The sequence below is a fragment of the Pseudomonas sp. GW822-FHT01E03 genome (assembly GCF_058802985.1).
Genome location: NZ_JBXAOQ010000003.1, coordinates 500,869 through 525,856, shown reverse-complemented (window position 1 = coordinate 525,856; position 24,988 = coordinate 500,869). Strand labels below are relative to the sequence as shown.

The 24,988-nt window shown below is 61.0% G+C and carries 22 protein-coding genes; 21 read left to right on the top strand and 1 reads right to left on the bottom strand.

From position 1 onward, the window contains the following. Positions 1 to 71: 71 nt before the first annotated feature. The 21 genes from AC1RP7_RS08430 (at position 72) to ureC (ending at position 19,605) form a co-directional block, all read left to right on the top strand. Positions 72 to 374: a type II toxin-antitoxin system RelE/ParE family toxin gene (locus tag AC1RP7_RS08430; protein ID WP_150813566.1), complete on the top strand. Its 303-nt coding sequence runs from the start codon at positions 72 to 74 to the stop codon at positions 372 to 374. A gap of 3 nt (positions 375 to 377) precedes the next feature. Then, positions 378 to 668 (top strand): addiction module antidote protein, encoded by a 291-nt coding sequence (locus AC1RP7_RS08425; protein WP_057397803.1) that lies wholly within the window; start codon positions 378 to 380, stop codon positions 666 to 668. 97 nt (positions 669 to 765) lie between these two features. Next, positions 766 to 1,164, top strand: coding sequence for a DUF2946 domain-containing protein (locus AC1RP7_RS08420; RefSeq protein WP_079246679.1), 399 nt, complete (start codon positions 766 to 768; stop codon positions 1,162 to 1,164). Between the two features lie 47 nt (positions 1,165 to 1,211). Continuing rightward, on the top strand, positions 1,212 to 1,691 hold the full coding sequence (locus AC1RP7_RS08415; RefSeq protein WP_057712179.1) for a copper chaperone PCu(A)C: 480 nt from the start codon (positions 1,212 to 1,214) through the stop codon (positions 1,689 to 1,691). Positions 1,692 to 1,712: 21 nt separating this feature from the next. Next, positions 1,713 to 2,183, top strand: coding sequence for a DUF2946 domain-containing protein (locus AC1RP7_RS08410; RefSeq protein ID WP_493181598.1), 471 nt, complete (start codon positions 1,713 to 1,715; stop codon positions 2,181 to 2,183). A gap of 192 nt (positions 2,184 to 2,375) precedes the next feature. After that, complete coding sequence (locus AC1RP7_RS08405; protein ID WP_493181597.1) at positions 2,376 to 4,493, top strand: TonB-dependent copper receptor; 2,118 nt, start codon at positions 2,376 to 2,378, stop codon at positions 4,491 to 4,493. A 111-nt stretch (positions 4,494 to 4,604) separates the two neighbouring features. Further along, positions 4,605 to 5,984, top strand: a complete 1,380-nt coding sequence (locus tag AC1RP7_RS08400) for a PepSY-associated TM helix domain-containing protein (RefSeq protein WP_429521906.1) — start codon at positions 4,605 to 4,607, stop codon at positions 5,982 to 5,984. A 156-nt stretch (positions 5,985 to 6,140) separates the two neighbouring features. Then, positions 6,141 to 6,929, top strand: a complete 789-nt coding sequence (locus AC1RP7_RS08395) for an ABC transporter ATP-binding protein (protein WP_090452889.1) — start codon at positions 6,141 to 6,143, stop codon at positions 6,927 to 6,929. Beyond that, positions 6,926 to 7,885, top strand: coding sequence for an ABC transporter substrate-binding protein (locus AC1RP7_RS08390; RefSeq protein ID WP_493181596.1), 960 nt, complete (start codon positions 6,926 to 6,928; stop codon positions 7,883 to 7,885). The genes AC1RP7_RS08395 and AC1RP7_RS08390 overlap by 4 nt, the downstream gene beginning before the upstream one ends. Next, positions 7,882 to 8,892 carry a FecCD family ABC transporter permease gene (locus AC1RP7_RS08385; RefSeq protein ID WP_493181595.1) on the top strand — a complete coding sequence of 337 codons (1,011 nt, stop codon included), beginning with the start codon at positions 7,882 to 7,884 and terminating at the stop codon, positions 8,890 to 8,892. The genes AC1RP7_RS08390 and AC1RP7_RS08385 overlap by 4 nt, the downstream gene beginning before the upstream one ends. Positions 8,893 to 9,204: 312 nt before the next feature. Then, a complete protein-coding gene (gene urtA, locus AC1RP7_RS08380) occupies positions 9,205 to 10,470 on the top strand; it encodes an urea ABC transporter substrate-binding protein (RefSeq protein WP_057712186.1) in 1,266 nt (421 codons plus the stop codon). Between the two features lie 163 nt (positions 10,471 to 10,633). Continuing rightward, a complete protein-coding gene (gene urtB, locus AC1RP7_RS08375; RefSeq protein WP_493181594.1) occupies positions 10,634 to 12,136 on the top strand; it encodes an urea ABC transporter permease subunit UrtB in 1,503 nt (500 codons plus the stop codon). Continuing rightward, positions 12,136 to 13,215 (top strand): urea ABC transporter permease subunit UrtC, encoded by a 1,080-nt coding sequence (gene urtC / locus AC1RP7_RS08370; RefSeq protein ID WP_218495163.1) that lies wholly within the window; start codon positions 12,136 to 12,138, stop codon positions 13,213 to 13,215. Before urtB ends, urtC begins: the two co-directional genes overlap by 1 nt. Then, positions 13,212 to 14,084 carry an urea ABC transporter ATP-binding protein UrtD gene (urtD, locus tag AC1RP7_RS08365; protein ID WP_493181593.1) on the top strand — a complete coding sequence of 291 codons (873 nt, stop codon included), beginning with the start codon at positions 13,212 to 13,214 and terminating at the stop codon, positions 14,082 to 14,084. The genes urtC and urtD overlap by 4 nt, the downstream gene beginning before the upstream one ends. 134 nt (positions 14,085 to 14,218) lie before the next feature. Continuing rightward, complete coding sequence (gene urtE, locus AC1RP7_RS08360; RefSeq protein ID WP_090452880.1) at positions 14,219 to 14,917, top strand: urea ABC transporter ATP-binding subunit UrtE; 699 nt, start codon at positions 14,219 to 14,221, stop codon at positions 14,915 to 14,917. Positions 14,918 to 15,078: 161 nt separating this feature from the next. Next, positions 15,079 to 15,918, top strand: coding sequence for an urease accessory protein UreD (locus AC1RP7_RS08355; protein ID WP_493181592.1), 840 nt, complete (start codon positions 15,079 to 15,081; stop codon positions 15,916 to 15,918). A 156-nt stretch (positions 15,919 to 16,074) separates the two neighbouring features. Further along, positions 16,075 to 16,377: an urease subunit gamma gene (locus tag AC1RP7_RS08350; protein ID WP_057712192.1), complete on the top strand. Its 303-nt coding sequence runs from the start codon at positions 16,075 to 16,077 to the stop codon at positions 16,375 to 16,377. A 9-nt stretch (positions 16,378 to 16,386) separates the two neighbouring features. Further along, positions 16,387 to 16,920, top strand: a complete 534-nt coding sequence (locus AC1RP7_RS08345) for a GNAT family N-acetyltransferase (RefSeq protein ID WP_057712193.1) — start codon at positions 16,387 to 16,389, stop codon at positions 16,918 to 16,920. Between the two features lie 6 nt (positions 16,921 to 16,926). Further along, a complete protein-coding gene (locus AC1RP7_RS08340) occupies positions 16,927 to 17,460 on the top strand; it encodes a GNAT family N-acetyltransferase (RefSeq protein WP_090452874.1) in 534 nt (177 codons plus the stop codon). Then, a complete protein-coding gene (locus AC1RP7_RS08335; RefSeq protein ID WP_493181591.1) occupies positions 17,460 to 17,765 on the top strand; it encodes an urease subunit beta in 306 nt (101 codons plus the stop codon). The genes AC1RP7_RS08340 and AC1RP7_RS08335 overlap by 1 nt, the downstream gene beginning before the upstream one ends. Before the next feature lie 139 nt (positions 17,766 to 17,904). Next, complete coding sequence (ureC, locus tag AC1RP7_RS08330; protein WP_407514971.1) at positions 17,905 to 19,605, top strand: urease subunit alpha; 1,701 nt, start codon at positions 17,905 to 17,907, stop codon at positions 19,603 to 19,605. A gap of 66 nt (positions 19,606 to 19,671) precedes the next feature. Here ureC and AC1RP7_RS08325 read toward each other — a convergent pair whose 3' ends face one another. After that, positions 19,672 to 24,930 carry an NEL-type E3 ubiquitin ligase domain-containing protein gene (locus AC1RP7_RS08325; RefSeq protein ID WP_493181590.1) on the bottom strand — a complete coding sequence of 1,753 codons (5,259 nt, stop codon included), beginning with the start codon at positions 24,928 to 24,930 and terminating at the stop codon, positions 19,672 to 19,674. Positions 24,931 to 24,988 lie beyond the last annotated feature (58 nt).

Genomic DNA, 24,988 nt, shown 5'->3' with positions numbered 1-24,988 from the left:
ACGGGGATGAATGGCCTCGCCCAAAAGAAAGTGACGCTTGCCACCCTGTATCCCAAGGAATACGATTAAATATGGTCGAATTTGAGCGATCCCGAGTATTTGCTGACTGGCTCAACTCGCTGAGGGACACCATTGGCAAAGCTCGAATAATCGCGAGACTCCGGGCAGCCGAGTATGGAAATTTTGGTGATTGTGAATCTGTAGGTGCTGCGGTGTATGAGATGCGCGTTCACTACGGCCCAGGCTACAGGTTGTACTTCACTCGCAGAGATGAGGTGATTTACTTGCTGTTGATTGGGGGTGACAAGTCGACTCAAAAACGAGATATCAAACGTGCTATTCAAATGGCACACAATATCGGTAATGAGGAGTAAATCATGGCCGAACAATTTACCCGTTTTGATGCCGCCGAGTTTCTCAAGACACCGGAAGAAATGGCGGCTTATCTGGATGCCTGCTTTGAAGAGGATGCTGGAGACGGCGTGCTGATACGTGCAGCGCTCAACGATATCGCCCGGGCAAAGGGCATGACACAAATAGCCCGTGATGCCGGCTTGGGGCGCGAGAGTCTGTACAAGGCACTAAGCAGTAGTGGCAATCCGGAATTCGCGACTATCATGAAGGTTATGAAAGCCTTGGGTCTGCGTTTGCACGCCATCGCTGTCTGATGCTGCGACACCACACCGCACGCCGCCTTTTTACTTATCGGCCCTGATCAGGCTAAATAGCCCGCGCCTGATCGCCCACCCAAACGGATTTTGTCCCATGTCCCGACAACGGCTCGCAATTGCCTGGATAGCCTGCTTCGCAGTGCTGTTCAACATGCTCGCCATGCCGATGTCCGGAGCGATGGCGCAAACGGCGAAGTCATCCGCCGAACAGTTGTTGTGGGGCAGCTTCTGCAGCTCCAGTGGCACCAGGATGGTGGCGATTTCCATCGGCGACCTTGAACAGAAAGCCCCGCAAAGCGACGATCATTCCAACATGCAGCATTGCTGGTGCTGCTCGGGTTCCGCGCCATTGGTGGCGTTGCCGGGGCATACGCCACAACTGTATTTCGCGCACTTCGAGTCCAACCGAAGCCTGCCTGCCACCTCTCTGGAAAGCCCGTCACCGCGCCAGCAATGGCCGAGTCTCAACCCCCGCGCGTCCCCTCTGGTGTGATTTTTTCTCGCAATTGACTGCGTTTTAAATCGTTCCGGAGAATTGCCATGTTGAACAAACTCATCGTTCTGGCTGCGTTGCTGCTGCCTGCCTGCTTTGCCAATGCCCACGAATACAAGGTCGGCACACTGGAAATCGCTCATCCGTGGTCCCAGGAGTTGCCACCCAATGCGCCCACCGTTGCGGCGTATTTCGTGATCAACAATCAAGGCAAGACCGCCGACCGCCTGCTCAGCGTCGACACCCCCATTGCGGGCGAAGCGCAATTGCATGAGCACGTGATGCAAGGCGACATGATGAAAATGCAGCACGTACCGAGCGTGGAAGTGCCCGCCGGTGGCGAGGTCACTTTCGCACCCATGGCCTATCACGTGATGTTGCTGGGCCTCAAGGACCGCAGCCTGCTCACTGACGGCAAGCGCTTCCCCATGACGCTGCACTTCGAAAAGTCCGGTGACGTGACGGTCGAAGTCGCGGTGCAGAAGCAGGCGCCGGACGCCATGCAAGAACACAAGCACGCGCAATAACCACCCGCGCTGAATCCGCCCATGCGCCCGCTTAGCGCCAGGTCATCCGGGTCACGCAATCAGGCATTGAGCCTGACACGTGGCAGCTGGATCAGCCTGTTCGCCATGCTGATGATCTTTATCGGTCCGCTGATTTCTCAGTCGATGCCGATGGATTCGCGCGCCATGTCGATGAACATGCCTACGGGTATGAGCATGGACATGTCGGCGATGGAGCATGCCGACCATGCCACGCAAGCCACGCAAGCCACGCAAGCCACGCAAGCCACCACCGAGCATTGCCCGCCAGCCCCCGGGCACCATGTGCTGTGGGAAAAGTGTGGCTATTGCAGCCTGCTGTTCAATTGCCCGGCGCTGACCGGTGGCGTGTCTTTCGCCAACTTCGTCATCCCGCCCATCAATACCTTCACCACACCCTCTCCCCGCCTGGGCCATGCCCGGCCAACCTTCTTCCCCGGCGCCCGCACCCGCGCCCCGCCCGTCGTCGCGTAAACACTCACTTCTGATTTCACACGGTCCGCAAGACAGCCAAAGCAACCTGTGGGAGCGAGCTTGCTCGCGAAGAGGAAGTATCAGTCAACGTTGATGTCGTCTGGCACACCGCTTTCGCGAGCAAGCCCGCTCCCACAGGGACAGCTTCAGGCTGCCGGCCGTGTCGTTTACGACTGTTCGATGGAAATTGTCATGTCCAGGTTTTCCGCTGTCCCGTGCTTGAGCCCTGCCCAAGCCTCTTATGCCCTGAACGAATTCGGCGTTCGTTTCAGACACGCCACCGCTATCCTGTGCGGTGCATTGCTGGCGCCATCTGTGCTGGCCGATGACCATGCCGGTCACACCGAAGAACTGAGCCCGACGGTGATTACCGCCGTTGCGCCCAGCTCGCCCCTGACCATCGTCACCAACCCCAAGGACCCGCGACAACCGGTGCCCGCCAGCGATGGCGCCGATTACCTGAAGACCATCCCCGGCTTTGCCATGGTGCGCAATGGCGGCACCAATGGTGACCCGGTGCTGCGCGGCATGTTCGGCTCGCGGCTGAACATCCTCACCAACGGCAGCATGATGCTCGGTGCCTGCCCGGGCCGGATGGACGCCCCGACCTCCTACATCTCGCCGGAAACCTACGACAAGCTCACCGTGATCAAAGGCCCGCAAACCGTGCTGTGGGGACCGGGTTCCTCGGCTGGCACTATCCTGTTCGACCGCGAGCCGGAGCATTTCGGCGCACTCGGCACCCGGGTCAACGCCAGCGTGCTGGCCGGCTCCAACGGCCGCTTCGACAAACTGGTGGACGCTGCCGCCGGTGGACAATCGGGTTATGTGCGGGTCATCGGCAACACCGCACACTCCGACGACTACCAGGACGGCAACAACGACACCGTGGCGTCGCGCTATGACAAATGGAACGGCGACGTGGCCGTCGGCTGGACGCCGAACACCGACACCTTGCTGGAGCTGACCGCCGGCCGTGGCGATGGTGAAGCCCGCTACGCCGGGCGCGGCATGGACGGCTCGCAGTTCCTGCGCGAAAGCCTTGGCCTGCGCTTCGAGCAATCCAACATCGGCGAGGTACTGGATAAGGTCGAGGCGCAGGTCTACTACAACTACGCCGATCACGTGATGGACAACTACACCCTGCGCACGCCCTCCGGCACCGGGATGATGGCCGGCCCCATGGCCTCCAACGTCGACCGCCGCACCCTCGGCGCCCGGGTCAAGGCCACCTGGCGCTGGACTGATGTGCAACTGATCGGCGGCATCGACGCGCAGACCAACGAACATCGCCAGCGCGGCGCCATGGGCGTCGACACCTACAAGGACCTGCCGTACACCAAGGATGCCGACTTCCATAACTACGGAGTCTTCGGCGAATTGACCTGGTACGCCGCCGACCGTGACCGCCTGATCAGCGGCGCGCGCCTGGACCGCGCCTCGGCCAAGGATTATCGGCAGACCACCGGCTCGGGCATGATGACCCGCCCCAATCCGACCGCCGACGACACCCGCGCCGACACCCTGCCGAGTGGTTTCATCCGCTATGAGCATGACCTGGCCGACAGCCCGACCACCCTGTATGCCGGCCTCGGTCACTCCCAGCGATTCCCGGATTACTGGGAGCTTTTCTCTCCCAAGTCCGGCCCCGCCGGTTCGGTGAATGCCTTCGACTCGATCAAACCGGAAAAAACCACCCAGCTCGATTTCGGCCTGCAATACAAGACCGAAGACCTCGAAGCCTGGGCCTCGGCTTACGTCGGGCAGGTGCGCGATTACATCCTGTTCAACTACACCCCGACAATGATGGGTACGACCTCGCAAGCCGAAAACATCGACGCGCGAATCATGGGCGGCGAACTGGGCGCCGCTTACAACTTCACCGACAACTGGAAAGCCGACGCGACCCTGGCCTACGCCTGGGGCAAGAACAGCAGCGATGGCAGTGCATTGCCGCAGATGCCGCCGCTGGATGCCCGTTTCGGCCTGACCTACAGCGAAAACAACTGGAGCGCCGGCGCACTGTGGAGAGTGGTCGCCGCACAAAACCGCATCGACCAGAACAAGGGCAACGTGGTCGGCAAGGACTTCGACAAGACGCCGGGCTTCGGCGTGTTCTCCCTCAACGGTGCCTATCGGATCAACAGCAACTGGAAGGTCAGCAGCGGCGTCGACAACCTGTTCGGCAAGGCTTACGCCGAGCACTTGAACCTGGCCGGCAACGCCGGTTTCGGCTACCCGGCCAATGACCCGCAAGCCATCAAGGAACCGGGGCGAACGCTCTGGACCAAGGTGGACATGAGTTTCTAAAAACTTCGCGAGCAAGCTCGCCCCTACAGGGGAGCGAGCCTGCTCGCGATCGGTTGCGCAGCAACCGCAAAAACAAACAACTAAAAGATCCAGCCAAGCGGAGCACACGTGATGAAACAGCCCAAAGTGAATTTCTACAACCTGGCCTGGCGCTGGCATTTCTATGCCGGATTGTTCGTTGCGCCATTCATGGTGATGCTGGCGTTGACCGGCACCGTCTACCTGTTCAAACCGCAGCTCGACTCGTTGATGTACAGCAGCCTGCTCAACGTCCCGGCCGGTCATCACACCGTCCCGGCCGACGACCTGCTGACACGGGTGAAAACGGCTTACCCACAAGGTCAGGTCACCCAGTACCTGCCGCCGGTCACTGCCGAGCGCAGCGCGCAGTTTGTCGTGCTCAACGATGAAAAGGAGCTGAACGTTTTCGTTGATCCGTACCACGGTGACATCCTCGGTGAACAAGATGCCAAGAAGAACCTGCAAGCCATCGCCCGGTCGATTCACGGCGAGCTGATGATCGGCACCGTTGGCGATCGGCTGATCGAACTGGCCGCCGGGTGGGGCGTGGTGCTGGTGGTGTCCGGCATTTTCCTGTGGTGGCCGCGCGGTCAGGCGGCAGGCATTTTGTGGCCACGCCTGAACAGTCGAGGTCGCGTATTGTGGCGCGACCTGCACGCGGTCACCGGGTTCTGGGGCGCATCCCTGCTGCTGGTGATGCTGCTCAGCGGCATGACCTGGACCGGTTTCTGGGGCAAGCAATACGCCGAAGTATGGAACGTGTTCCCGGCGGCCATGTGGGATGACGTGCCGAAGTCCGACGTCGAGGCACGCAGCCTCAACACCGCCACCCGCCAGACCGTGCCGTGGGCCATGGAAAACACCCCGATGCCGATGTCCGGCGACCATGCCGAGCACATGGCCCACGACGACGCAGCGGCCGGTCCGGCATCGCCGACCATCCGCCTGCAGGACGTACAAAACATCGCCAGCGAGCGCAAGGTCGAACCGGGTTACAGCATCACCCTGCCGACCACCGCGACCGGCGTGTTCACCATCGCCGTATTCGCCGACGACCCGCGCAATGACGCCACGCTGCACATCGATCAGTACACCGGCAAAGTCCTGGCCGATGTACGCTTCGAGCAGTACGGCACCGTCGCCCGCGCCACGGAAATCGGCGTGATGCTGCACGAGGGCAAGATGTTCGGTGTGTTCAATCAGATCGTCGTGTTGCTGATCTGCCTGATGATTTTGCTCAGCGCGGTCAGCGGCGTGGTGATCTGGTGGAAGCGCCGTCCGCAAGGAAAACTCGGCGTGCCGCCGCTGCGCCATGACCTGCCAAAATGGAAAACCGCGATGGTGATCATGTTCGCCCTGGCAGTGGCCTTCCCGTTGGTGGGTGCTTCTCTGGTGGCGGTGTGGGTGCTCGATCGCGTGCTGCTGTCGCGCTTTACCCGGCAAACTGAGTCGGCTTCATCTTCATCTTGAAACAGGCGAGATGCGCCGGGAGAAAGGCACTGTAAACTCCCCGCGCATCACCTCAGCCCCATCGCGAGCAAGCTCGCTCCCACAGGGATTGCGTAAGACCTGTGGGAGCGAGCTTGCCCGCGAAGGGGCCATCAGCATCACCTCAAGAGTCACTGCATGACCTCGCTGAATCTGACAAACCTTACCTGGTCCCCACTGGGTCACGGCCATTGCCACCACCAATTCCAGCTGCGTGACGCCTCGCTACACGTGGCCGCCGGTGAGTTCGTCGGGCTGATCGGCCCCAACGGCAGTGGCAAGACCAGCCTGTTGCGGTGTGCCTGGCGCTTCAATCAACCGGAAAGCGGCGAGGTCAGACTCGATCACCAGAACGTCTGGAAGCACTCCTCGCGCTGGTGCGCGCAACGCATCGCCGTGGTGTTGCAGGAGTTCCCTGATGCCTTCGGCCTGACCGTCGAGGAGGTGGTCGCCATGGGCCGCACGCCGCACAAAGGCTTGTTCGATGGCGACACCCTTGAAGACCGCGACCTGGTCAATCAGGCCCTGGAATCCGTCGGCCTCAAGGGCTTCGAAGACCACGGGTTCGCCACTCTCTCCGGTGGTGAAAAACAGCGGGTCATCCTCGCCCGCGCCCTGGCCCAGCAACCACAACTGCTGATCCTTGACGAGCCGACCAACCACCTCGACCCGCATTTTCAGCTTGAGCTTTTGAAGTTGGTCAAGCGCTTGAATATCGGCACCCTGGCGAGCATCCACGACCTCAATCTGGCGGCGGCTTTTTGTGATCGACTGTACGTGATCAACCATGGTCGTATCGTCGCCAGCGGCACGCCGAAAGAAGTCCTGACCGCTGCGCTGCTGCGCAATGTGTTCGGCGTCCAAGCACTGATCGATGAACATCCACTGCACGGCTACCCACGAATCACCTGGATAACCCAACCATGACTTTGCGTTCCCTGCTGCGCTCCTGCCTCTCTCTCGTGATGCTGCTGGGCAGCGTCCAGGCATTGGCCGAAGCCACCCGTTACCCGCTGACAATCAAAAGCTGCAACCGCGAAGTGACCTTCAAGCAGGCACCAAAACACGCGCTCAGCCACGACATCAACATGACCCAGATGATGCTCGCCCTCGGCCTCAAACCACGGATGGCCGGTTACAGCGGCATCAGTGGCTGGAAGGCCGTGACGCCCGAGATGCAGGGCATTCTCGAAGGCCTGCCGGAACTGGCGGCCAAGTACCCGTCGGTGGAAACCCTGCTCAATGCCAACGTCGATTTCTTCTTCGCCGGCTGGGACTACGGCATGCGTATCGGCGGCGATCTCACGCCGCAAACCCTGCAACCGCTGGGCATCAACGTGTATGAGCTGAGCGAGTCTTGCGCCTTCGTGATGAAGCGCCCGCCGGCCAGCCTCGAAGACACCTACAACGACCTGCGCAACCTCGGCAGAATCTTTGACGTGCAGGACCGCGCCAATGCCCTGATCACCCACATGCAGGCGCAAGTGGCAGACATTGGCAAAGACCTGCCCGCGGATAAACCGCGGGTCTTCCTGTACGACAGCGGCGAAGATCGCGCCATGACCTCAGGAAGCCTGGGTATGCCGCAAGCGCTGATCGACGCCGCTGGCGGGCGCAATGTTCTGGAGGATGTCGACGCAAGCTGGACCCGGGTCAATTGGGAAACCGTGGTCGAGCGCAACCCGCAGGTGATCGTGATCGTCGACTACAGCGAAGTCACTGCCGATCAGAAGATTCAATTCCTGCTGAGCAACAAGGCCCTGCAATCGGTGGACGCGATCAGGCACCAGCGCTTCATCGTCATCCCTTACGTGCAGGCCACGCCGGGGATCGATAACGTGCTGGCGGTCGCAACCCTGGCCAAGGGTTTCCACGGCGAATGACCAACCGTCGCTACGCCCTGATGCTGATCGCACTCGGTGCCCTGTTACTGGTGTCGTGCGTGGTGTCCCTGGGTTTCGGCCCGGCGCGGGTGCCGCTGGATGTGGTGTGGCACATCCTGTTGCATAAACTGTTCGGTTTCGGTGTGGTGGACTGGAACCCCGGACAGGAACATATCGTCTGGCTGATCCGCGTCCCGCGCATGCTGCTCGGCGCGCTGGTGGGCGCGGGCCTGGCGTTGATCGGCGCGGTGCTGCAAGCAGTCACGCGCAACCCGTTGGCGGATCCGCACCTGCTCGGCGTGACTTCCGGTGCCACACTTGGCGCGGTGATCGTGGTGCTGCATGTCGGTGAAATCATTGGCCTGTTGACCTTGCCGATCGCGGCATTCATCGGGGCATTGCTGAGCATGCTGGTGGTGCTGATGATTGCCAGTCGTCATGGACGCCTGGACAGTGACCGCTTGCTGCTGTGCGGCGTGGCGGTGTCGTTCGTGATGATGGCGATTGCCAATTTGCTGCTGTTCATGGGCGACCATCGAGCCAGTTCGGCGGTGATGTTCTGGATGCTCGGCGGGCTCGGGTTGGCACGCTGGGAATTGCTGGCGGTACCGACAGCCAGTGTGTTGTTCGGGCTGATATTGCTGCTGGGTATGGCGCGACCGCTGAATGCACTGATGGCCGGTGAACAGACAGCGGTGACCCTGGGCCTGAATGCACGCACCGTGCGCCTGCGGGTGTTTTTGATTGCCTCGTTGATGACCGGAGTGCTGGTGTCGATCAGCGGCTCGATTGGTTTTGTCGGGTTGATGGTGCCGCATATTGCGCGGCGCCTGGTCGGGGCTGAACACCGACGATTGCTGCCGGTGTGCGTGTTGCTTGGCAGCGTGTTTCTGGTTTGGGTCGACGTCGCCGCCCGAACCATGATCGCCCCGGAAGATCTTCCCATCGGCGTCGCAACCGCCGCGATTGGCGGACTGTTCTTCATCGGCCTGATGCGCCGTCGCTGATCCCTGTGGGAGCGAGCTTGCTCGCGATGGCGGCGGCACATCCAACATGACGGTGTCTGACCCACCGCTATCGCGAGCAAGCTCGCTCCCACAGTTGATTGGGGTTGCCCACAAGATCTGCGCTCCAATCTGGCGCACCTCTTCGCACCAACACGCCTGTCGCGATCCTTCATGGTGCGCCATCAAACCGCACGACCGCTCTAAACCGACATTTCCCTGCCTTTGCCGACCGGGCACAGCCCTTGCAAAACACACCTTCAGTAGTCCGCATCTGCCAACCAAGAAAACTCATAAGTTCATGGAGATCGCACAATGAAGCGTCGCAGTTTGATCAAGGCTTTCACACTCTCGGCATCCATTGCCGCGATGGGCATGACCTGGACTGTCCAGGCCGCCGAGACCATCAAGGTCGGTATTCTGCATTCGTTGTCCGGAACCATGGCGATCTCCGAAACGTCGTTGAAAGACATGGCGCTGATGACCATCGACGAGATCAACGCCAAGGGCGGCGTGAACGGCAAGATGCTCGAGCCGGTAGTGGTCGACCCTGCCTCGAACTGGCCGCTGTTCGCCGAGAAGGGTCGTCAATTGCTGACCCAGGACAAGGTCGCCGTGGTGTTCGGTTGCTGGACCTCGGTGTCGCGTAAATCGGTGCTGCCGGTGTTCGAAGAACTCAACGGCTTGCTGTTCTACCCGGTGCAATACGAAGGCGAAGAGATGTCGCCGAACGTCTTCTACACCGGCGCTGCGCCGAACCAGCAGGCGATCCCTGCCGTTGAATACCTGATGAGCGAAGAAGGCGGCAGCGCCAAGCGCTACTTCCTGCTCGGCACCGACTACGTCTACCCGCGAACCACCAACAAGATCCTGCGTTCGTTCCTGCACTCCAAAGGCGTGGCCGACAAGGACATCGAAGAGGTCTACACCCCGTTCGGTCACAGCGACTACCAGACCATCGTCGCCAACATCAAGAAGTTCTCGGCAGGCGGCAAGACGGCGGTCATCTCCACCGTCAACGGCGACTCCAACGTGCCGTTCTATAAAGAACTGGCCAACCAGGGCCTGAAGGCTACCGACGTGCCGGTCGTGGCGTTCTCGGTGGGCGAAGAAGAACTACGTGGCATCGACACCAAGCCATTGGTGGGCAACCTCGCGGCGTGGAACTACTTCGAGTCGGTTGAGAACCCGGCGAACAAGAAATTCGTCGCCGACTGGAAAGCCTACGCGAAGAAACACAACCTGCCGGGCGCCGACAAAGCGGTGACCAACGATCCGATGGAAGCCACCTACGTCGGCATCCACATGTGGGCGCAAGCGGCTGAAAAAGCCAAGTCCACCGACGTCGACAAAGTTCGCGAAGCCCTGGGCGGCCAGACCTTTGCCGCGCCGTCCGGATACACCCTGACCATGGACAAGACCAACCACCACCTGCACAAGCCGGTGATGATCGGCGAGATCCAGGCCGACGGTCAGTTCAATGTGGTGTGGCAGACCGAAGGCCCGATCCGCGCCCAGCCGTGGAGCCCGTTCATTCCGGGTAACGACAAGAAACCGGACTACGCGATGAAGAGCAACTAAGCCACTGGATGTCGGCGCCAGGCTCAGTGCCTGAGGCCGACACAACTCCCTGTGGGAGCGAGCTTGCTCGCGATGAGGTCGGCACATTCGACATCTCTTTGACTGGGCCACCGCTATCGCGAGCAAGCCCGCTCCCACAATGTCCGCGTCAAGGCGACTCTCTATGCCCACCGCCCTTTACCGCATCATTTTCGCCATTGCACTCTTGCTGCCGATGGCCACTTTCGCCGGCGACGCCGAAGACTTCGTCGCCGCCAATCCCGTGCAGCAAGCCAGGCTGCTGGAAGCCTGGGCCGCGCAGCCCGATCCGGCCCGCATCGAATTGATCAACGCCCTGCAACAAGGCGAACTGACCGTCGACGGCCAGCCGAAAACCTTGCGCCTGAACAATCGCTTGCGGGGCTTGATCGACACCGCCCTGGCCAGCCACCAACTGCTCGCCGCCGACGCCAAACTGCGTCTGGCCGCTGCGCAGCAACTACAGAAAAGTGCCAAACCGGCGCAGTTAAAATTCCTCGACCAGCAGCTGGCGGGCGAAAAGGACGAAGGCGTCCACAGTGCCCTGAGTCTCGCCCTGGCCAACCTGCAATTGGTCGACAGCGACCCGGCCGTGCGCCTCGCAGCCGTCCGCCTGCTCGGTGAAACCGGTGACCCGCTGGCCCACACCCGTCTCGAAGGCTTGCTCGAGCCTGGCGTTGAAATCGATGCCACCGTACGTACTGCGGCTGAAACCAGCCTCGCTCAAGTCAAACGCAAACTGCTGGTCGGCGAGATGCTCGGCCAGGCATTCAGCGGCATGTCCCTGGGCTCGATTCTGCTGCTCGCGGCCCTGGGACTTGCGATCACCTTCGGCCTGCTCGGCGTGATCAACATGGCCCACGGCGAGATGCTGATGCTCGGCGCCTACTCGACCTACGTCGTGCAACTGATGTTCCAGCGCTTCGCCCCGCAGGCCATCGAGTTCTATCCGCTGATGGCGCTACCGGTGGCGTTTTTCGTCACCGCGGCCATCGGCATGGCGCTGGAGCGCACGGTGATTCGCCACCTCTATGGCCGCCCACTGGAAACCCTGCTCGCCACCTGGGGCATCAGCCTCATGCTGATTCAACTGGTTCGTCTGGTGTTCGGCGCGCAGAACGTCGAAGTGGCCAACCCCGCGTGGCTGTCGGGCGGCATTCAAGTGCTGCCGAACCTGGTGCTGCCGTACAACCGCATCGTCATCATTGCCTTTGCGCTGTTTGTGGTGGTGCTGACCTGGCTGCTGCTGAACAAGACTCGCCTGGGCCTGAATGTTCGCGCCGTCACCCAGAACCGCAACATGGCCGCCTGCTGCGGCGTGCCCACCGGACGCGTGGACATGCTCGCCTTCGGTCTCGGTTCGGGCATCGCCGGCCTTGGCGGCGTGGCCCTGAGCCAGATCGGCAACGTCGGCCCGGACCTCGGCCAGAGCTACATCATCGACTCGTTCCTGGTGGTGGTGCTCGGCGGTGTCGGTCAGTTGGCCGGTAGCGTGCTGGCGGCGTTTGGCCTGGGGATCGCCAACAAGATTCTCGAACCGCAGATCGGTGCCGTACTCGGCAAGATCCTCATCCTCGCGCTGATCATTCTGTTCATCCAGAAACGTCCGCAAGGCCTCTTCGCACTCAAAGGACGGGTGATCGACTGATGAACCAGCCCCTGCTCGTTACCGCGACCCAAAAAGCCGGCCCTAAAGCCTCGATTGCCGTCGGTGCAGTGATTCTCGCTCTGCTGTTGGCGCTGCCGCTCCTGTCGTTGTTACCGGTGGACAGCACGCTGCATGTTTCAGCCTATACGCTGACGCTGGTGGGCAAGATTCTTTGCTACGCCATCGTCGCACTGGCGCTGGATCTGGTGTGGGGTTACGCCGGCCTGCTGTCCTTGGGGCACGGCCTGTTCTTCGCCCTCGGCGGCTATGCCATGGGTATGTACCTGATGCGCCAGGCCGCGGGTGATGGCTTGCCGGCCTTCATGACGTTCCTGTCATGGACCGAAATGCCGTGGTTCTGGACCGGTACCAGCAGCTTCCTCTGGACCCTGTGCCTGGTGGTTTTGGCGCCGGGGTTGCTGGCCTTGGTGTTCGGCTTCTTTGCCTTCCGCTCGCGGATCAAGGGCGTGTATTTCTCGATCATGACCCAGGCCCTGACCTTCGCCGGGATGCTGCTGTTTTTCCGCAACGAAACCGGCTTCGGCGGCAACAACGGCTTCACCAACTTCCGCACGATTCTCGGCTTCGGCATCACCGAGCCGGGCACCCGCGCGGTGCTGTTTTTCGCCACGGTGCTGTTGCTGGTGGCGAGCCTGTTTATCGGCTGGCGCCTGGCGCAAAGCAAATTCGGACGGGTACTGACTGCGCTGCGCGATGCAGAAAACCGCCTGATGTTCTGTGGCTACGACCCGCGCGGGTTCAAGTTGTTTGTCTGGGTATTGAGCGCGGTGTTGTGTGGCCTGGCCGGTGCGCTGTACGTGCCGCAAGTGGGGATCATCAACCCGAGTGAGATGTCGCCGACCAACTCTATCGAAGCAGCGGTGTGGGTGGCCCTTGGCGGTCGCGGCACCTTGATCGGTCCGTTGCTCGGTGCCGGTGTGGTCAACGGCATGAAGAGCTGGTTCACCGTGGCATTCCCCGAATACTGGCTGTTCTTCCTTGGTGCGCTGTTCATCGTCGTGACCCTGTACCTGCCCAAGGGCGTGATCGGTCTGTTGAAGAAAAGAGGTGAGCAATGAGGGTCACTGCAACCGCTGCATTCATGCTCGAACCGGCGTTCTTTCCGCCACTGGAACCCAACCGCGACGCCGGCAGCAGCCGCGATGCCATCGGTCTCGGCCAACGTGCCGGCAAAGGGCTGAACACGCGCCACGGCACCATCCTGACCCTGGAAGACATCAGCGTCAGCTTCGATGGCTTCCGCGCGTTGAACAATCTGAACCTGTACATCGGCGTCGGCGAACTGCGCTGCATCATCGGCCCCAACGGCGCGGGCAAGACCACCCTGATGGACGTGATCACCGGCAAGACCCGCCCCAGTCACGGCAAGGCCTGGTTCGGCGAAACCCTGGACCTGACGCAAATGAGCGAAGTACAGATCGCCCAGGCCGGTATCGGCCGCAAGTTCCAGAAGCCCACGGTGTTCGAAGCCTTGAGCGTGTTTGAAAACCTTGAGCTGGCGCAGAAAACCGACAAATCCGTTTGGGCCAGCCTGCGGGCGCGCTTGAGCGGCGAGCAGAAAGACCGCATCGCCCAAGTACTGGATACCATTCGCCTGACCTCGTCGGTCAATCGCCCGGCCGGCCTGTTGTCCCACGGCCAGAAACAATTCCTGGAGATCGGCATGCTGCTGATGCAGGACCCGCAATTGCTGCTGCTCGACGAACCGGTCGCGGGCATGACCGACGCCGAAACCGAATTCACCGCCGAGCTGTTCAAGAGCCTGGCCGGCAAGCACTCGCTGATGGTGGTGGAACACGACATGGGCTTCGTCGGCTCGATTGCCGACCACGTCACGGTGTTGCATCAGGGCAGCGTGCTGGCCGAAGGGTCGCTGGAGCAGGTGCAGGACAACGAGCGGGTGATCGAGGTGTATCTCGGTCGCTAAACCTGCAAACACCTATCCAACTGTGGGAGCGAGCTTGCTCGCGATAGCGGTGTATCAGTCAACAACAATATTGAGTGTGCCGACGCCATCGCGAGCAAGCTCGCTCCCACAGGGGATCTGAGGAGAATCTGGAAATGCTGCAAGTCGAAAAGCTGCACCAGTACTACGGCGGAAGCCACATCCTGCGCGGCCTGACGTTTGACGTGAAGGTCGGCGAAGTCACCTGCCTGCTCGGCCGAAATGGCGTGGGCAAGACCACCCTGCTCAAATGCCTGATGGGTCTGCTGCCAGCGAAGGAAGGCTCCGTGAACTGGGAAGGCAAGCCGATCACCACGTTCAAGCCACACCAGCGTGTGCATGCCGGCATCGCCTACGTGCCACAGGGCCGGGAAATCTTCGGCCGCCTCACCGTGGAAGAGAACCTGCTGATGGGCCTGTCGCGGTTTCCCGGCAGCGAAGCGAAGGAAGTGCCGGCGTTCATCTACGAGCTGTTCCCGGTACTGCTGCAAATGAAACAACGCCGAGGGGGTGACCTGTCCGGAGGCCAGCAACAACAACTGGCCATCGGCCGTGCACTGGCCAGCCGCCCTCGCCTGCTGATCCTCGATGAGCCCACCGAAGGCATCCAACCCTCGGTGATCAAGGAGATCGGTGCCGTGATCAAAAAACTCGCGGCCCGGGGCGACATGGCGATTCTACTGGTCGAGCAGTTCTACGATTTCGCCGCCGAACTGGCCGATCAATACCTGGTGATGTCCCGGGGCGAAATCGTGCAACAGGGTCGCGGCGAGAATATGGAAGCTGAAGGGGTGCGCGGGCTGGTCACGATCTGAGCTTCTGTCCACAGCGGGCTCGAAGCACCATTTTGTCGCACCATCTTCCACGCCGCGCCCTCAACTGGTGCGCGGCGACGTTCAACGGCGCTCTCCTTCCAGTGATGCCCTGCGGCACAGCCTTTGCAACCCTCCTGAGGACCTCTCGATAAGCACTGACCATGACTCTTCCTGCATCCGGCGTTTTGTTTACCCCCAGTTGGCATGCCGAACTGGAACTGGGCTACGCCCGATTCGACAACACCACCCGCCCGGTCCAGCGCCGTCACAAAGGTCCGTTGCGGGTGCAAAAGCACCTGTATGCAGAGGGGCCAGAGGTCTGCCAGCACATCATCGTCCACCCTCCCGGCGGAATAGCCGGCGGTGATCGGCTGGACATTTCGGCCAGCGTCGAGCGTGATGCCTGGGCACAAATCACCAGCCCCGGCGCGGCCAAGTGGTATCGCGCCGCTGGCCCCGCCTATCAGCAGCTGAAGTTGAAGGTGGCGGCCGGTGCGACACTGGAATGGTTGCCCCAGGAGACGATCATTTTCAGTGCGGCGCAGGCTGAACTCAGCACCGGGATTGAGCTTGAAGGCGATGCCCGTTTGTTCTACTGGGACGTCGTGGCCCTGGGCCGTCCGGCCAGTGGCGAACGCTTCGACCTCGGGCATTTTCAGGCACAACTGGATATCCGCCGCGACGGCCAGTTGCTCTGGCACGAACGCCAGCGCATTGTCGGGGCGGACGGTTTGCTCGATTCGCCGATTGGGATGGATGGGCAACCGGTGTTTGCGACATTGCTGGTGACGGGTGAAATTGATAGCGAACTGCTGGAGCGCTGCCGCTCGCTGAGCCATGACGTGCGCGGGGATCTGACGCAGTTGCCGGGGTTGTTGGTTGCCCGATGCCTGGCCAGTGAGGCGCTGTTGGCGCGAGGGTGGTTGATTGAACTCTGGAAGTTGTTGCGTCCAGTCTTGCTTGGCCGTGAAGCCTTGCCACCCAGAATATGGAACACCTGAATTGCTTTTCTGTAGGAGCGAGCCTGCTCGCGATAGCGGTGTATCAGGCGCCATTTATGTTGAATGTGCCGACGCCATCGCGAGCAGGCTCGCTCCTACAGGGGTTCTGTGCAAGCAGATCCCACTCTTTTTAATCTGCCCGGATGGATGTCTACGATGGACCTGACCCCACGCGAAAAAGACAAGTTGCTGATCTTCACCGCCGGCCTGGTGGCCGAGCGACGTTTGGCTCGAGGCGTGAAACTCAATTACCCGGAGGCCATGGCCTACATTTCCGCCGCGCTGCTTGAAGGCGCCCGCGATGGCCAGACCGTGGCCGACCTGATGCACCTGGGCACCACCCTGCTGAGCCGCGAACAAGTGATGGAAGGCATCCCGGAAATGATCCCGGAAATCCAGGTCGAGGCCACGTTCCCCGACGGCACCAAACTGGTCACCGTCCACCAACCCATCGCCTGAGGCCGCGCCATGACCTACCACATCCGCGATGCCGTGCATGCAGACCTGCCAGCCATCCGTGACATTTACAACGACGCGGTACTCAACACCACGGCGATCTGGAACGAGCAGGCGGTCGACCTCGGCAACCGCCAGGCCTGGTTCAGCGCCCGGCAATCCCAGGCTTATCCGATTCTGGTGATTGTCGATGCCGACGACACAGTGCTCGGGTACGCCTCGTTCGGCGACTGGCGCCCGTTCGACGGCTTCCGCCACACCGTCGAGCATTCGGTCTACGTGCGCAGCGATCAACGCGGCAATGGCCTCGGTCCAAAGCTGATGGACGTGCTGATCGAGCGCGCCAGAGACTGTGGCAAACACGTCATGGTCGCGGCCATCGAAAGTGGCAACGCCGCCTCGATTCGCCTGCATGAGCGCATCGGTTTTATTACCACCGGGCAGATGCCACAGGTGGGCACCAAGTTCGGTCGCTGGCTGGACCTGACCTTCATGCAACTGACCCTCAATCCTGGCGCACAGCCACCTGCCGCCAACAAGGAGTGATTGCCCATGAACCCCGCCCAACTGCGACGCGTCAATGTAGAAAGTTTCGCGCACTACCGTCAGGGCCTGATTGATCTGCTACTCGACGCCGTCGGCTATGGCGCTAGCGTTGGCTTCATGGCCGATCTCGATGCGACGCAGGCACACGCCTATTTCGATGAGGTTCAGGACAATCTGATCAAGGGCAATGTGTTGCTGTGGGTAGTGGTCAAGGACGAACAGGTGCAAGCCAGCGTGCAATTGGGGTTGTGCCGCAAAGCCAACGGTTTGAACCGCGCCGAAGTGCAGAAACTGCTGGTGCGCGAGCATGCCCGGCGGCGTGGTCTAGGCCAACAGTTGATGAGTGCGCTGGAACAGGCCGCCCTGCAACACAAGCGCGGCATGCTCTTCCTCGATACTGAAGCAGGCTCGCCCGCCGAAGATTTCTACAAAGCCCTGGGTTACACCCGCGCCGGGGAAATTCCCGATTACGCCTGCGACCCGAGCGGCCGCTACAAGCCCACTGCCTTCTTCTACAAGATTCTCCAAGGAGCCCATTGATGATTCCCGGTGAATACCAGATCCAGCCCGGCGACATCGAACTTAACGTCGGCCGCCGCACGATCAGCCTGACGGTGGCCAACAGCGGTGACCGGCCGATCCAGGTCGGTTCGCATTACCACTTTTTCGAAACCAATGACGCCCTGAACTTCGACCGCGCCGCCAGCCGCGGCATGCGCCTGAACATCCCCGCCGGCACCGCCGTGCGTTTCGAGCCGGGGCAGAGTCGCCAGGTCGAACTGGTCGATCTGGAGGGGCATCGTCGGGTGTTCGGGTTTGCCGGGCGGATCATGGGCGATCTCTGATTAATGCGTTGTCAGTACCGCCCCCATCGCGAACAAGCTCGCTCCCACAGGGGAACGCGATCAACTGTGGGAGCGAGCCTGCTCGCGAAAGTGAGCGCAGCGAACGGTTTCAAATTCAATTGAATCTCAAGGCGAACACATGAAGATTTCCCGTCAAGCCTACGCCGACATGTTCGGTCCCACCGTCGGCGACAAGGTGCGCCTGGCAGACACCGAGTTGTGGATCGAAGTGGAACAGGACTTCACCACCTACGGCGAAGAAGTGAAATTCGGCGGCGGCAAAGTCATCCGTGACGGCCAGGGCCAAAGCCAGCTGCTCGCCGCCGAAGTGGTCGACACGGTGATTACCAACGCACTGATCATCGATCACTGGGGCATCGTCAAAGCTGACGTCGGCCTCAAGGACGGACGGGTCGCCGGCATCGGCAAGGCGGGCAATCCGGACGTGCAACCGAACGTGACCATCGCCATTGGCGCCAGCACCGAAGTCATCGCTGGCGAAGGCATGATCCTCACCGCCGGCGGCATCGACACCCACATCCACTTCATTTGCCCGCAGCAGATCGAAGAGGCATTGATGAGCGGCGTCACCACCATGATCGGTGGCGGCACCGGACCGGCCACCGGCACCAATGCGACCACATGCACCTCCGGACCATGGCACCTGGCGCGCATGCTCCAGGCCGCCGATGCCTTCCCAATGAACATCGGCCTCACCGGCAAAGGTAACGCCAGCCTGCCCGAACCGTTAATCGAACAGGTCAAGGCCGGTGCCATCGGCCTCAAGTTGCATGAGGACTGGGGCACCACGCCGGCGAGTATCGACAACTGCCTGAGCGTGGCCGACCGGTTCGACGTGCAGGTGGCGATCCACACCGACACCCTCAACGAATCCGGTTTCGTCGAGACCACCATTGCCGCCTTCAAGGGCCGCACCATTCACACCTATCACACCGAAGGTGCCGGTGGCGGTCACGCGCCGGACATCATCAAGGCCTGCGGTCTTGCCAACGTGCTGCCAAGCTCCACCAACCCGACCCGGCCGTTCACCCGCAACACTATTGATGAACACCTCGACATGCTGATGGTCTGCCATCACCTTGACCCGAGCATTGCCGAGGATGTGGCCTTCGCCGAAAGCCGAATCCGCCGCGAGACGATTGCCGCCGAAGACATCCTCCACGACCTCGGTGCGTTCTCGATGATCAGCTCAGACAGCCAGGCCATGGGGCGGGTCGGCGAAGTCATCACCCGCACCTGGCAGACTGCCGACAAGATGAAAAGACAACGCGGGCCGCTACCCGGCGATGGTGCAGGCAACGACAACTTCCGAGCCAAACGCTACATCGCCAAGTACACCATCAACCCGGCGATCACCCACGGCATCAGCCATGAAGTGGGCTCGGTCGAAGTGGGTAAATGGGCCGACCTGGTGCTCTGGCGCCCGGCGTTTTTTGGCGTGAAACCGACGCTGATTCTCAAGGGTGGTGCCATCGCGGCCAGCCTGATGGGCGACGCCAATGCCTCGATCCCGACGCCACAACCGGTGCACTACCGCCCGATGTTCGCCAGCTACGGAGGTTCGCTGCACGCCACCAGCCTGACCTTCATCAGCCAGGCGGCGCAGGATGCAGGCTTGCCCGAAGCCCTGGGTTTGAAAAAGAAAATCGCAGTGGTCAAAGGTTGCCGCGACGTGCAGAAAACCGACCTGATCCACAACGACTACCTGCCGAACATCGACGTCGATCCGCAGACCTATCAGGTCAAGGCCGACGGTGTGTTGCTGTGGTGTGAGCCAGCGCAAACCTTGCCGATGGCCCAGCGTTACTTCCTGTTCTGAGCCGTTTGTTGCACCCCACACAAAGGCCTCGCACCCAGGGTGTCGAGGCCTTTGTTTTTTCCGTGATTATTGATCGGCCCCAATCCGCAGCCGGTCCAGCCTGGCCCGCGTCATCGCTTCTCGGGTCAGGTTTTTCAGCTGCTGCGTGATCTGTCGGTCGATGTCATTCAAGGCTTGACCATACGCCTCTTCAGTCATCAGCCGGCCATCCGCAAAGTCAGTTTCAGGTTTGTCCAATTCGCTGCACAGCCCCTTGATTTCCAACTCCACTGCAGCCTTTTCCTCGGTGGTGAGCCGCGTACCTTCAGCCCTGCGCTGCAACGCGTCCTGCAAATCGGTGGTGGCGTCGATCCGGCGTTTCAAGCCATTCAATTCCTCGCGGTAAGTCGACTCCAGCCAGGACTTCCAGAGCGGTTGCTCAAAGACCCGGTCGATCAGCAGATCACCCTCCTCCAGCGCCTTGATCCGCTGGAGCGCTGCCTCGATCATCTCTTTGCTGACCTCGGCGATGCTGCGAAACTGCATGCCCCGTGCCTGCCACGGCAAATCCAGGCGCTGCGCCAGATCGGTCATGTAGGCCAGGTGTACTTCCACTTCATCGATAGTGCCGGTCACTTCGCCATCGGCACCGGTCCGACGGAGCTGTTCTCCCTTCGCCAATCGCTCAGACACCCGGTGACGGGCGATGGCGCCGAGTTCATCGAGCCGGGATTTACCCAGGGCCAGCTCAAGCAATTGCGTCTCGATCAGATCCGCGCGCACGAGGGCGTAGGCCTCGTGAACCATCACCTGCACGCCCATGGCATTGAACAGTTGCGTCCCGCCATCCACGCATTCGGTGGGGGTTGCGGCTTCGTTGAACAACTTGATGCGCAGTTCAGTGTCGCTGGCCATGGCCTCAAGCATGCGCCAGACCTTGGCCGTCAGTTCCGTCTGATAGGTATCGCCGGCCTTGAAGTCGGCGGATTGGGTGAGTTTGCGGACTTCGTTGAAAAACGGCACCGAATCGAATTCATCCTCGACCGCGTTCCAGACTTCCTGTTTTTCCTGCCATTGCCGCTCGGTCATGCCCGCCGCCCATTCCGAGCTGTCGAGCAGGCCTCGGGGTGGGTAAGGGCGGTCCGGGTCCATGCCGACCGACTCGATGTAAAACTTGAGGGTGTCGAGGTTTTCCGGCGAGATCCAGTGCGGCCCCCGACTGATCACCGTGCGCGCCAGCAACTCGGCGCGAAACGATCCGGGTGCGACTTCCGGTATCCGGCTGATCGGATTGCGGCTCAGATCAATGAAAATACTGCGAGGCCGCGATTGGGAAAACAGTCCGACAGGCCAACTGTCCAGACCGGCGTCACTCAGCATCAGCACCTGCAAATGCGGCATCCGGCTGACATCAGGAATGAGCTTCAGCGGGTTGCCGCGCAGCCCCAACGACCTCAAGCGTGTCAGATTCTTCAGGCGATCCACCGCCAGCACATCCATCTCAATGCGGTTGTCGTTGAGGAACAGGTCGGTGAGATGACGCATGTCCTTCAGCCCTTGCGGAATGGCCGTCAGCAGATTGTCTTGCAGATTGAGGTAGCGCACCTGATGGAACGAGTCGAGGAACGACATGTTCCCGGAACGCAACTGCCCACCGCGCAGGCTCAGGCTGGTGACATGATCGAAGTTGGCCTCGAGCCTCGGCAGGGTTTCAAGCAGCTGGCTCAACTTGGGAATGTTGTCCAGTTTCAACGCTTGGGGCCGCACGATGCCGGAAGCCTCGATTCCCTCCGGCCCGGTGCGCTGCCAGCATTGCCTGAGCGCTTTGTAGATGTTGTTTCGCGCATGCCACTGCGCCACGCCCGCCGGGCTAAAACGAAAGGACTCGGTCGGCGAGTTCATCCAGCGTTGCATGGCGCGGTTCAACTGATTGAGCTCGGCCTCCAGCGCGGCCAGGCCTTCATGGACCGAACCACCGTTTTGGCTGAACCCGGTCAACAGCGTTTCGATTTCCTCCGGGGTGAAGGCCGGATACAGCGAGCGAGCCCGCCGGCGCAACCCCATGCCGCGCGGGACCTGTTGCGCATAACCCGGCATGCCGCCGCGCAAGCGCATGACGGTCGGGTCGTAGGACGGTTTGAGCACCGGGTTGTCGCGCAGGATCGGCTCGAGCACAGCTCGATCCAGTGGCTTTGTCTTTACTGCCTGCTCAAGGCCTGCCGCGTCATGAATTTCAAAACCCAGGGCGACACGCTGGGAGTCGGGCAATGCGTGCAGCACGGCGGCATACAAATTGTCCAACCCGTGCAGGTGTTGATCGTCCGCGTCCCGTGCTTCATATCGGAGATCCGAACTCTGGATCAACACTCTGCGGATGGGCGCGTCCTGCGGGCCGAGGCTGTCTAGCAGCGTCCCTGAAAAAGAACGTTCACGGATTTCCAGGCGCAGGTCCGAGGGCCAGCCCGGCAGGGCTGCCAGTGAGTGCAGCTCCAGGCGCTCGGTGTCGGTGTTGTGCAGCTCGCCGAGGTACAGGCCTTCATACGCTCGCGCCACTCGCAGCTGGTGCGCCGCTTCCCAGGCCTGTTGGGACAACCTCAAGGGCACGCGCTGTTTCTCGGCCCAATGTTGCAGGTCCGAGGGGTGTGCGTGTTCCACAAGCGCTTGCGCCACACTGGTCGAAAGCGACGACTCGTGCCCCTTGAGCAAGCTCACACGGGGATCGTCTGCACGCTCCCGACGCTCGTACAACTTGTCGAACAAACGCCTTTTGCTGCCCCGCGCCTGCTCGGCCAGGCGATCGCGCAAGGCCTTGGTGCGCGCCGTTTTGTCTCCGGAAAACCACTGCCCCAGCATCTCGCGAAGGGCCTGTTCATCCAGGAACCCGACCACACGTGCAGGCAGCGCACCGGCGAGCAAATCCTGCCAGGTCATCTGCAAGGTATCGGCGGGCAACGCGCCGGCATAGCCCTCCTTGAACGCCGCCCCCGACAGGCCCGGCCCCTGGAACACTTCGATGGCCTTGCCCTCGGGCCAGCCCGGCAACTCAGTCATGAAGCGCACGGCAAGATCGGCCCACTCCTGGCCGACCCGGTCGGCCAGGATCTGCTCTGCGCAAGCTTCGGCGTCGGCGTACGCCTTGAAGCGCTTGAGGGTATCGGTCAGCAGCGCGGGTGGGGTTTCGTGCTCCACGTGGAGCCGGCGCAACGCATTTTCGTTAACGCCACTGACGGTCAGGATCTGCTCCAGTGTTTCATCGCTGAACCCATCCACCGAGGCGCCCAGACGCTGGAGCAATTGACGCCGATCCCATTCCAGCGGTTGATCGAGTTCAGTTTTCCACAGGCCGGTGCCGTTGTGCTCCAGCAAGGGCTGATAGGCATCGGCTCGCGAGGGGTGTTGCAGGCGATGCTGGCCAGTGTTCGGGTCCTGTTTGACTTCGTAGCATTTGTCGTCGAGATGCAGCAGGTCCTGATCCTGGTGCCGGTACAAGCCTTTTTCACCGACGACGCCATCCCTGGGCAAGGTGACCGATTGTTGATATGACGTCAGGTCCGGATTCCACAAACGCTGCTTGCCGGCGACCTCCACAGGCTTGAGCCCTTCGACAAAGGGCGAGACCTTGATCAGCGTCAGCTGGCCGCCTGGCAACCCGTGACCGGCGCCCATGAGCGCCAACTGCGCAAAGTTGATCAGCACGCCATTGAAATAGGCAGAGGCCTCTTCCTTGTCGCCTTTGCTCCAGTCTTCGATGCCTTCGGCAACCTCGGCGAGCATCTGCGCAATCATGATGCCCAGCATCGCTTCGCCCAGACCGGGCACCAGCATCGCGGCGAAATTGAACAGGTTCCAGCCAATGCTCAGGTAACTGGTCAGGCGCGTGAAGCGGGCGCTGGCGTCCTCGTCGCCGGTCGGCACCGCGATGCGTCGGGCATCGGCGATGGCCTTGTCGCGGCGTTCAACGAACAATGTCGCCCACAGGTCGCCCGTGATCTGATTGGTAATGGGCTCTGCATCGGGATTCTCAACCGCTGTTTCACGCCACCATGGCCCCATGTCCAATGGCTCGCGTTGCTGCCAGGTAAACGTCTTCAGACGTTCGTTGACCCGGCTGAAAAACAGCCCCTTGTCCTTTTGCGCCACGAACCGGCTGAAAAACGCCTGGTATTGCGTGTCTCGCAGCTGACCGATCAGGGTTTTCATGAACGCGGCCAGCGAAGGGTATTCCTTGAGCGGATGTTGCGGATCATCCGGTACATAGGCGATCACGTGGCCGGACAAACGACTCTGATGGTAGATGTCGTCGCGGCGCAAAAGCTCATCGTTGAGCCCCTGCGGCCCATTGGCGAAAAACGCCTGCAGCAATTTGAACCGCTCGTACTCCGCACCAGGCAATATCGAGAGGCGCTGCGACCATTCGCTCCAGAACTTCACCGAGTCGGGGGTCAAGGCATCGATCGCCTGCTTGATCTGCGACGGATCGCTGACGGCACTGAACAGCACGATGCCCGTCAAACGAAAGCCCATCAGCGACAATCGATGACCATGCAGCGGCCGGTCGTACAGCGTGGTATCGGCCTGGCTCTCGCGTATCTGCCCGAGTTTGCCGTAGGCATGGTCGCTGATATCGCCTTTCAATCGGGCGACCAGTGACGCCACCTGGAAAGCGGCTTTTTCACTGGCCACCGACTCGTCCTCCAAGGCGCGTCGCGCTTCTGCTGTGGACGGCAGCAGGATGGATTTGATATGCCGCTGGTACTGTCCGCCAATGTCGAGGCTGCGGCACATCGATGCAAACCTGGGCAAGGAAATCGCGGTCTCAAGCGCAAGGCTGCCGCGCTCATCCTTGCGATAGATACCGGAGCTGCTGCGCCAGGCGTCTTCGGTAGTTTCTGCCTCCTCGAAATTGTGCAACGCCGCTTCCAGCAACGTGGACTGTCGAACGCGACTGGCCCCGGTATCAATGACAAAGGCAATTTTACTGGGTACTTCAAGTTGCACGCTGAGTGCGTCGAAGTTCTCCACAGTATTGAAGTTCGCCTGCATCGACGCACTGAGTAGCGGTTTGGCGAAGGCATTGATGTCGTGTTGCAAGTTGCCCAGGGTCTTGTCCAGAGTGCCTTGCAAGCGTCCCTGCTCTTCAATCAACTCCTTCAGGTATTGACGGTCGATTTCCCGTGCAGCGCTGTACCACTCGGGGATCTCGGGCCTTAGTGTTTCGAGGGTTTTCATTCTCGACATCGACGCCTTTTTTATCGCGTCGGGTATGGCGCCCAGTACACGCTCGTAATGAACGCCGTTGTTTGGGGCGGGCGTTTCCAGCGAGTTGCTTCCATGCAAATCAGACACTGTTTTTTCACCTTGATGGCTGGGTTGGAGCTAACAGACTTATCCACCCGCGCCTGAA

Bases quoted from the DNA above. Each gene is read 5' to 3' on its own strand.
- AC1RP7_RS08425 (WP_057397803.1), top strand. From the start codon at position 378: ATGGCCGAACAATTTACCCGTTTTGATGCCGCCGAGTTTCTCAAGACA.
- AC1RP7_RS08410 (WP_493181598.1), top strand. From the start codon at position 1,713: ATGCGCCCGCTTAGCGCCAGGTCATCCGGGTCACGCAATCAGGCATTG.
- AC1RP7_RS08420 (WP_079246679.1), top strand. From the start codon at position 766: ATGTCCCGACAACGGCTCGCAATTGCCTGGATAGCCTGCTTCGCAGTG.
- AC1RP7_RS08395 (WP_090452889.1), top strand. From the start codon at position 6,141: ATGACCTCGCTGAATCTGACAAACCTTACCTGGTCCCCACTGGGTCAC.
- AC1RP7_RS08355 (WP_493181592.1), top strand. From the start codon at position 15,079: ATGACTCTTCCTGCATCCGGCGTTTTGTTTACCCCCAGTTGGCATGCC.
- AC1RP7_RS08345 (WP_057712193.1), top strand. From the start codon at position 16,387: ATGACCTACCACATCCGCGATGCCGTGCATGCAGACCTGCCAGCCATC.
- urtB (WP_493181594.1), top strand. From the start codon at position 10,634: ATGCCCACCGCCCTTTACCGCATCATTTTCGCCATTGCACTCTTGCTG.
- AC1RP7_RS08350 (WP_057712192.1), top strand. From the start codon at position 16,075: ATGGACCTGACCCCACGCGAAAAAGACAAGTTGCTGATCTTCACCGCC.
- AC1RP7_RS08405 (WP_493181597.1), top strand. From the start codon at position 2,376: ATGTCCAGGTTTTCCGCTGTCCCGTGCTTGAGCCCTGCCCAAGCCTCT.
- AC1RP7_RS08400 (WP_429521906.1), top strand. From the start codon at position 4,605: ATGAAACAGCCCAAAGTGAATTTCTACAACCTGGCCTGGCGCTGGCAT.
- ureC (WP_407514971.1), top strand. From the start codon at position 17,905: ATGAAGATTTCCCGTCAAGCCTACGCCGACATGTTCGGTCCCACCGTC.
- AC1RP7_RS08390 (WP_493181596.1), top strand. From the start codon at position 6,926: ATGACTTTGCGTTCCCTGCTGCGCTCCTGCCTCTCTCTCGTGATGCTG.
- AC1RP7_RS08385 (WP_493181595.1), top strand. From the start codon at position 7,882: ATGACCAACCGTCGCTACGCCCTGATGCTGATCGCACTCGGTGCCCTG.
- AC1RP7_RS08335 (WP_493181591.1), top strand. From the start codon at position 17,460: ATGATTCCCGGTGAATACCAGATCCAGCCCGGCGACATCGAACTTAAC.
- urtA (WP_057712186.1), top strand. From the start codon at position 9,205: ATGAAGCGTCGCAGTTTGATCAAGGCTTTCACACTCTCGGCATCCATT.
- AC1RP7_RS08430 (WP_150813566.1), top strand. From the start codon at position 72: ATGGTCGAATTTGAGCGATCCCGAGTATTTGCTGACTGGCTCAACTCG.
- AC1RP7_RS08340 (WP_090452874.1), top strand. From the start codon at position 16,927: ATGAACCCCGCCCAACTGCGACGCGTCAATGTAGAAAGTTTCGCGCAC.
- urtC (WP_218495163.1), top strand. From the start codon at position 12,136: ATGAACCAGCCCCTGCTCGTTACCGCGACCCAAAAAGCCGGCCCTAAA.
- AC1RP7_RS08415 (WP_057712179.1), top strand. From the start codon at position 1,212: ATGTTGAACAAACTCATCGTTCTGGCTGCGTTGCTGCTGCCTGCCTGC.
- urtE (WP_090452880.1), top strand. From the start codon at position 14,219: ATGCTGCAAGTCGAAAAGCTGCACCAGTACTACGGCGGAAGCCACATC.
- urtD (WP_493181593.1), top strand. From the start codon at position 13,212: ATGAGGGTCACTGCAACCGCTGCATTCATGCTCGAACCGGCGTTCTTT.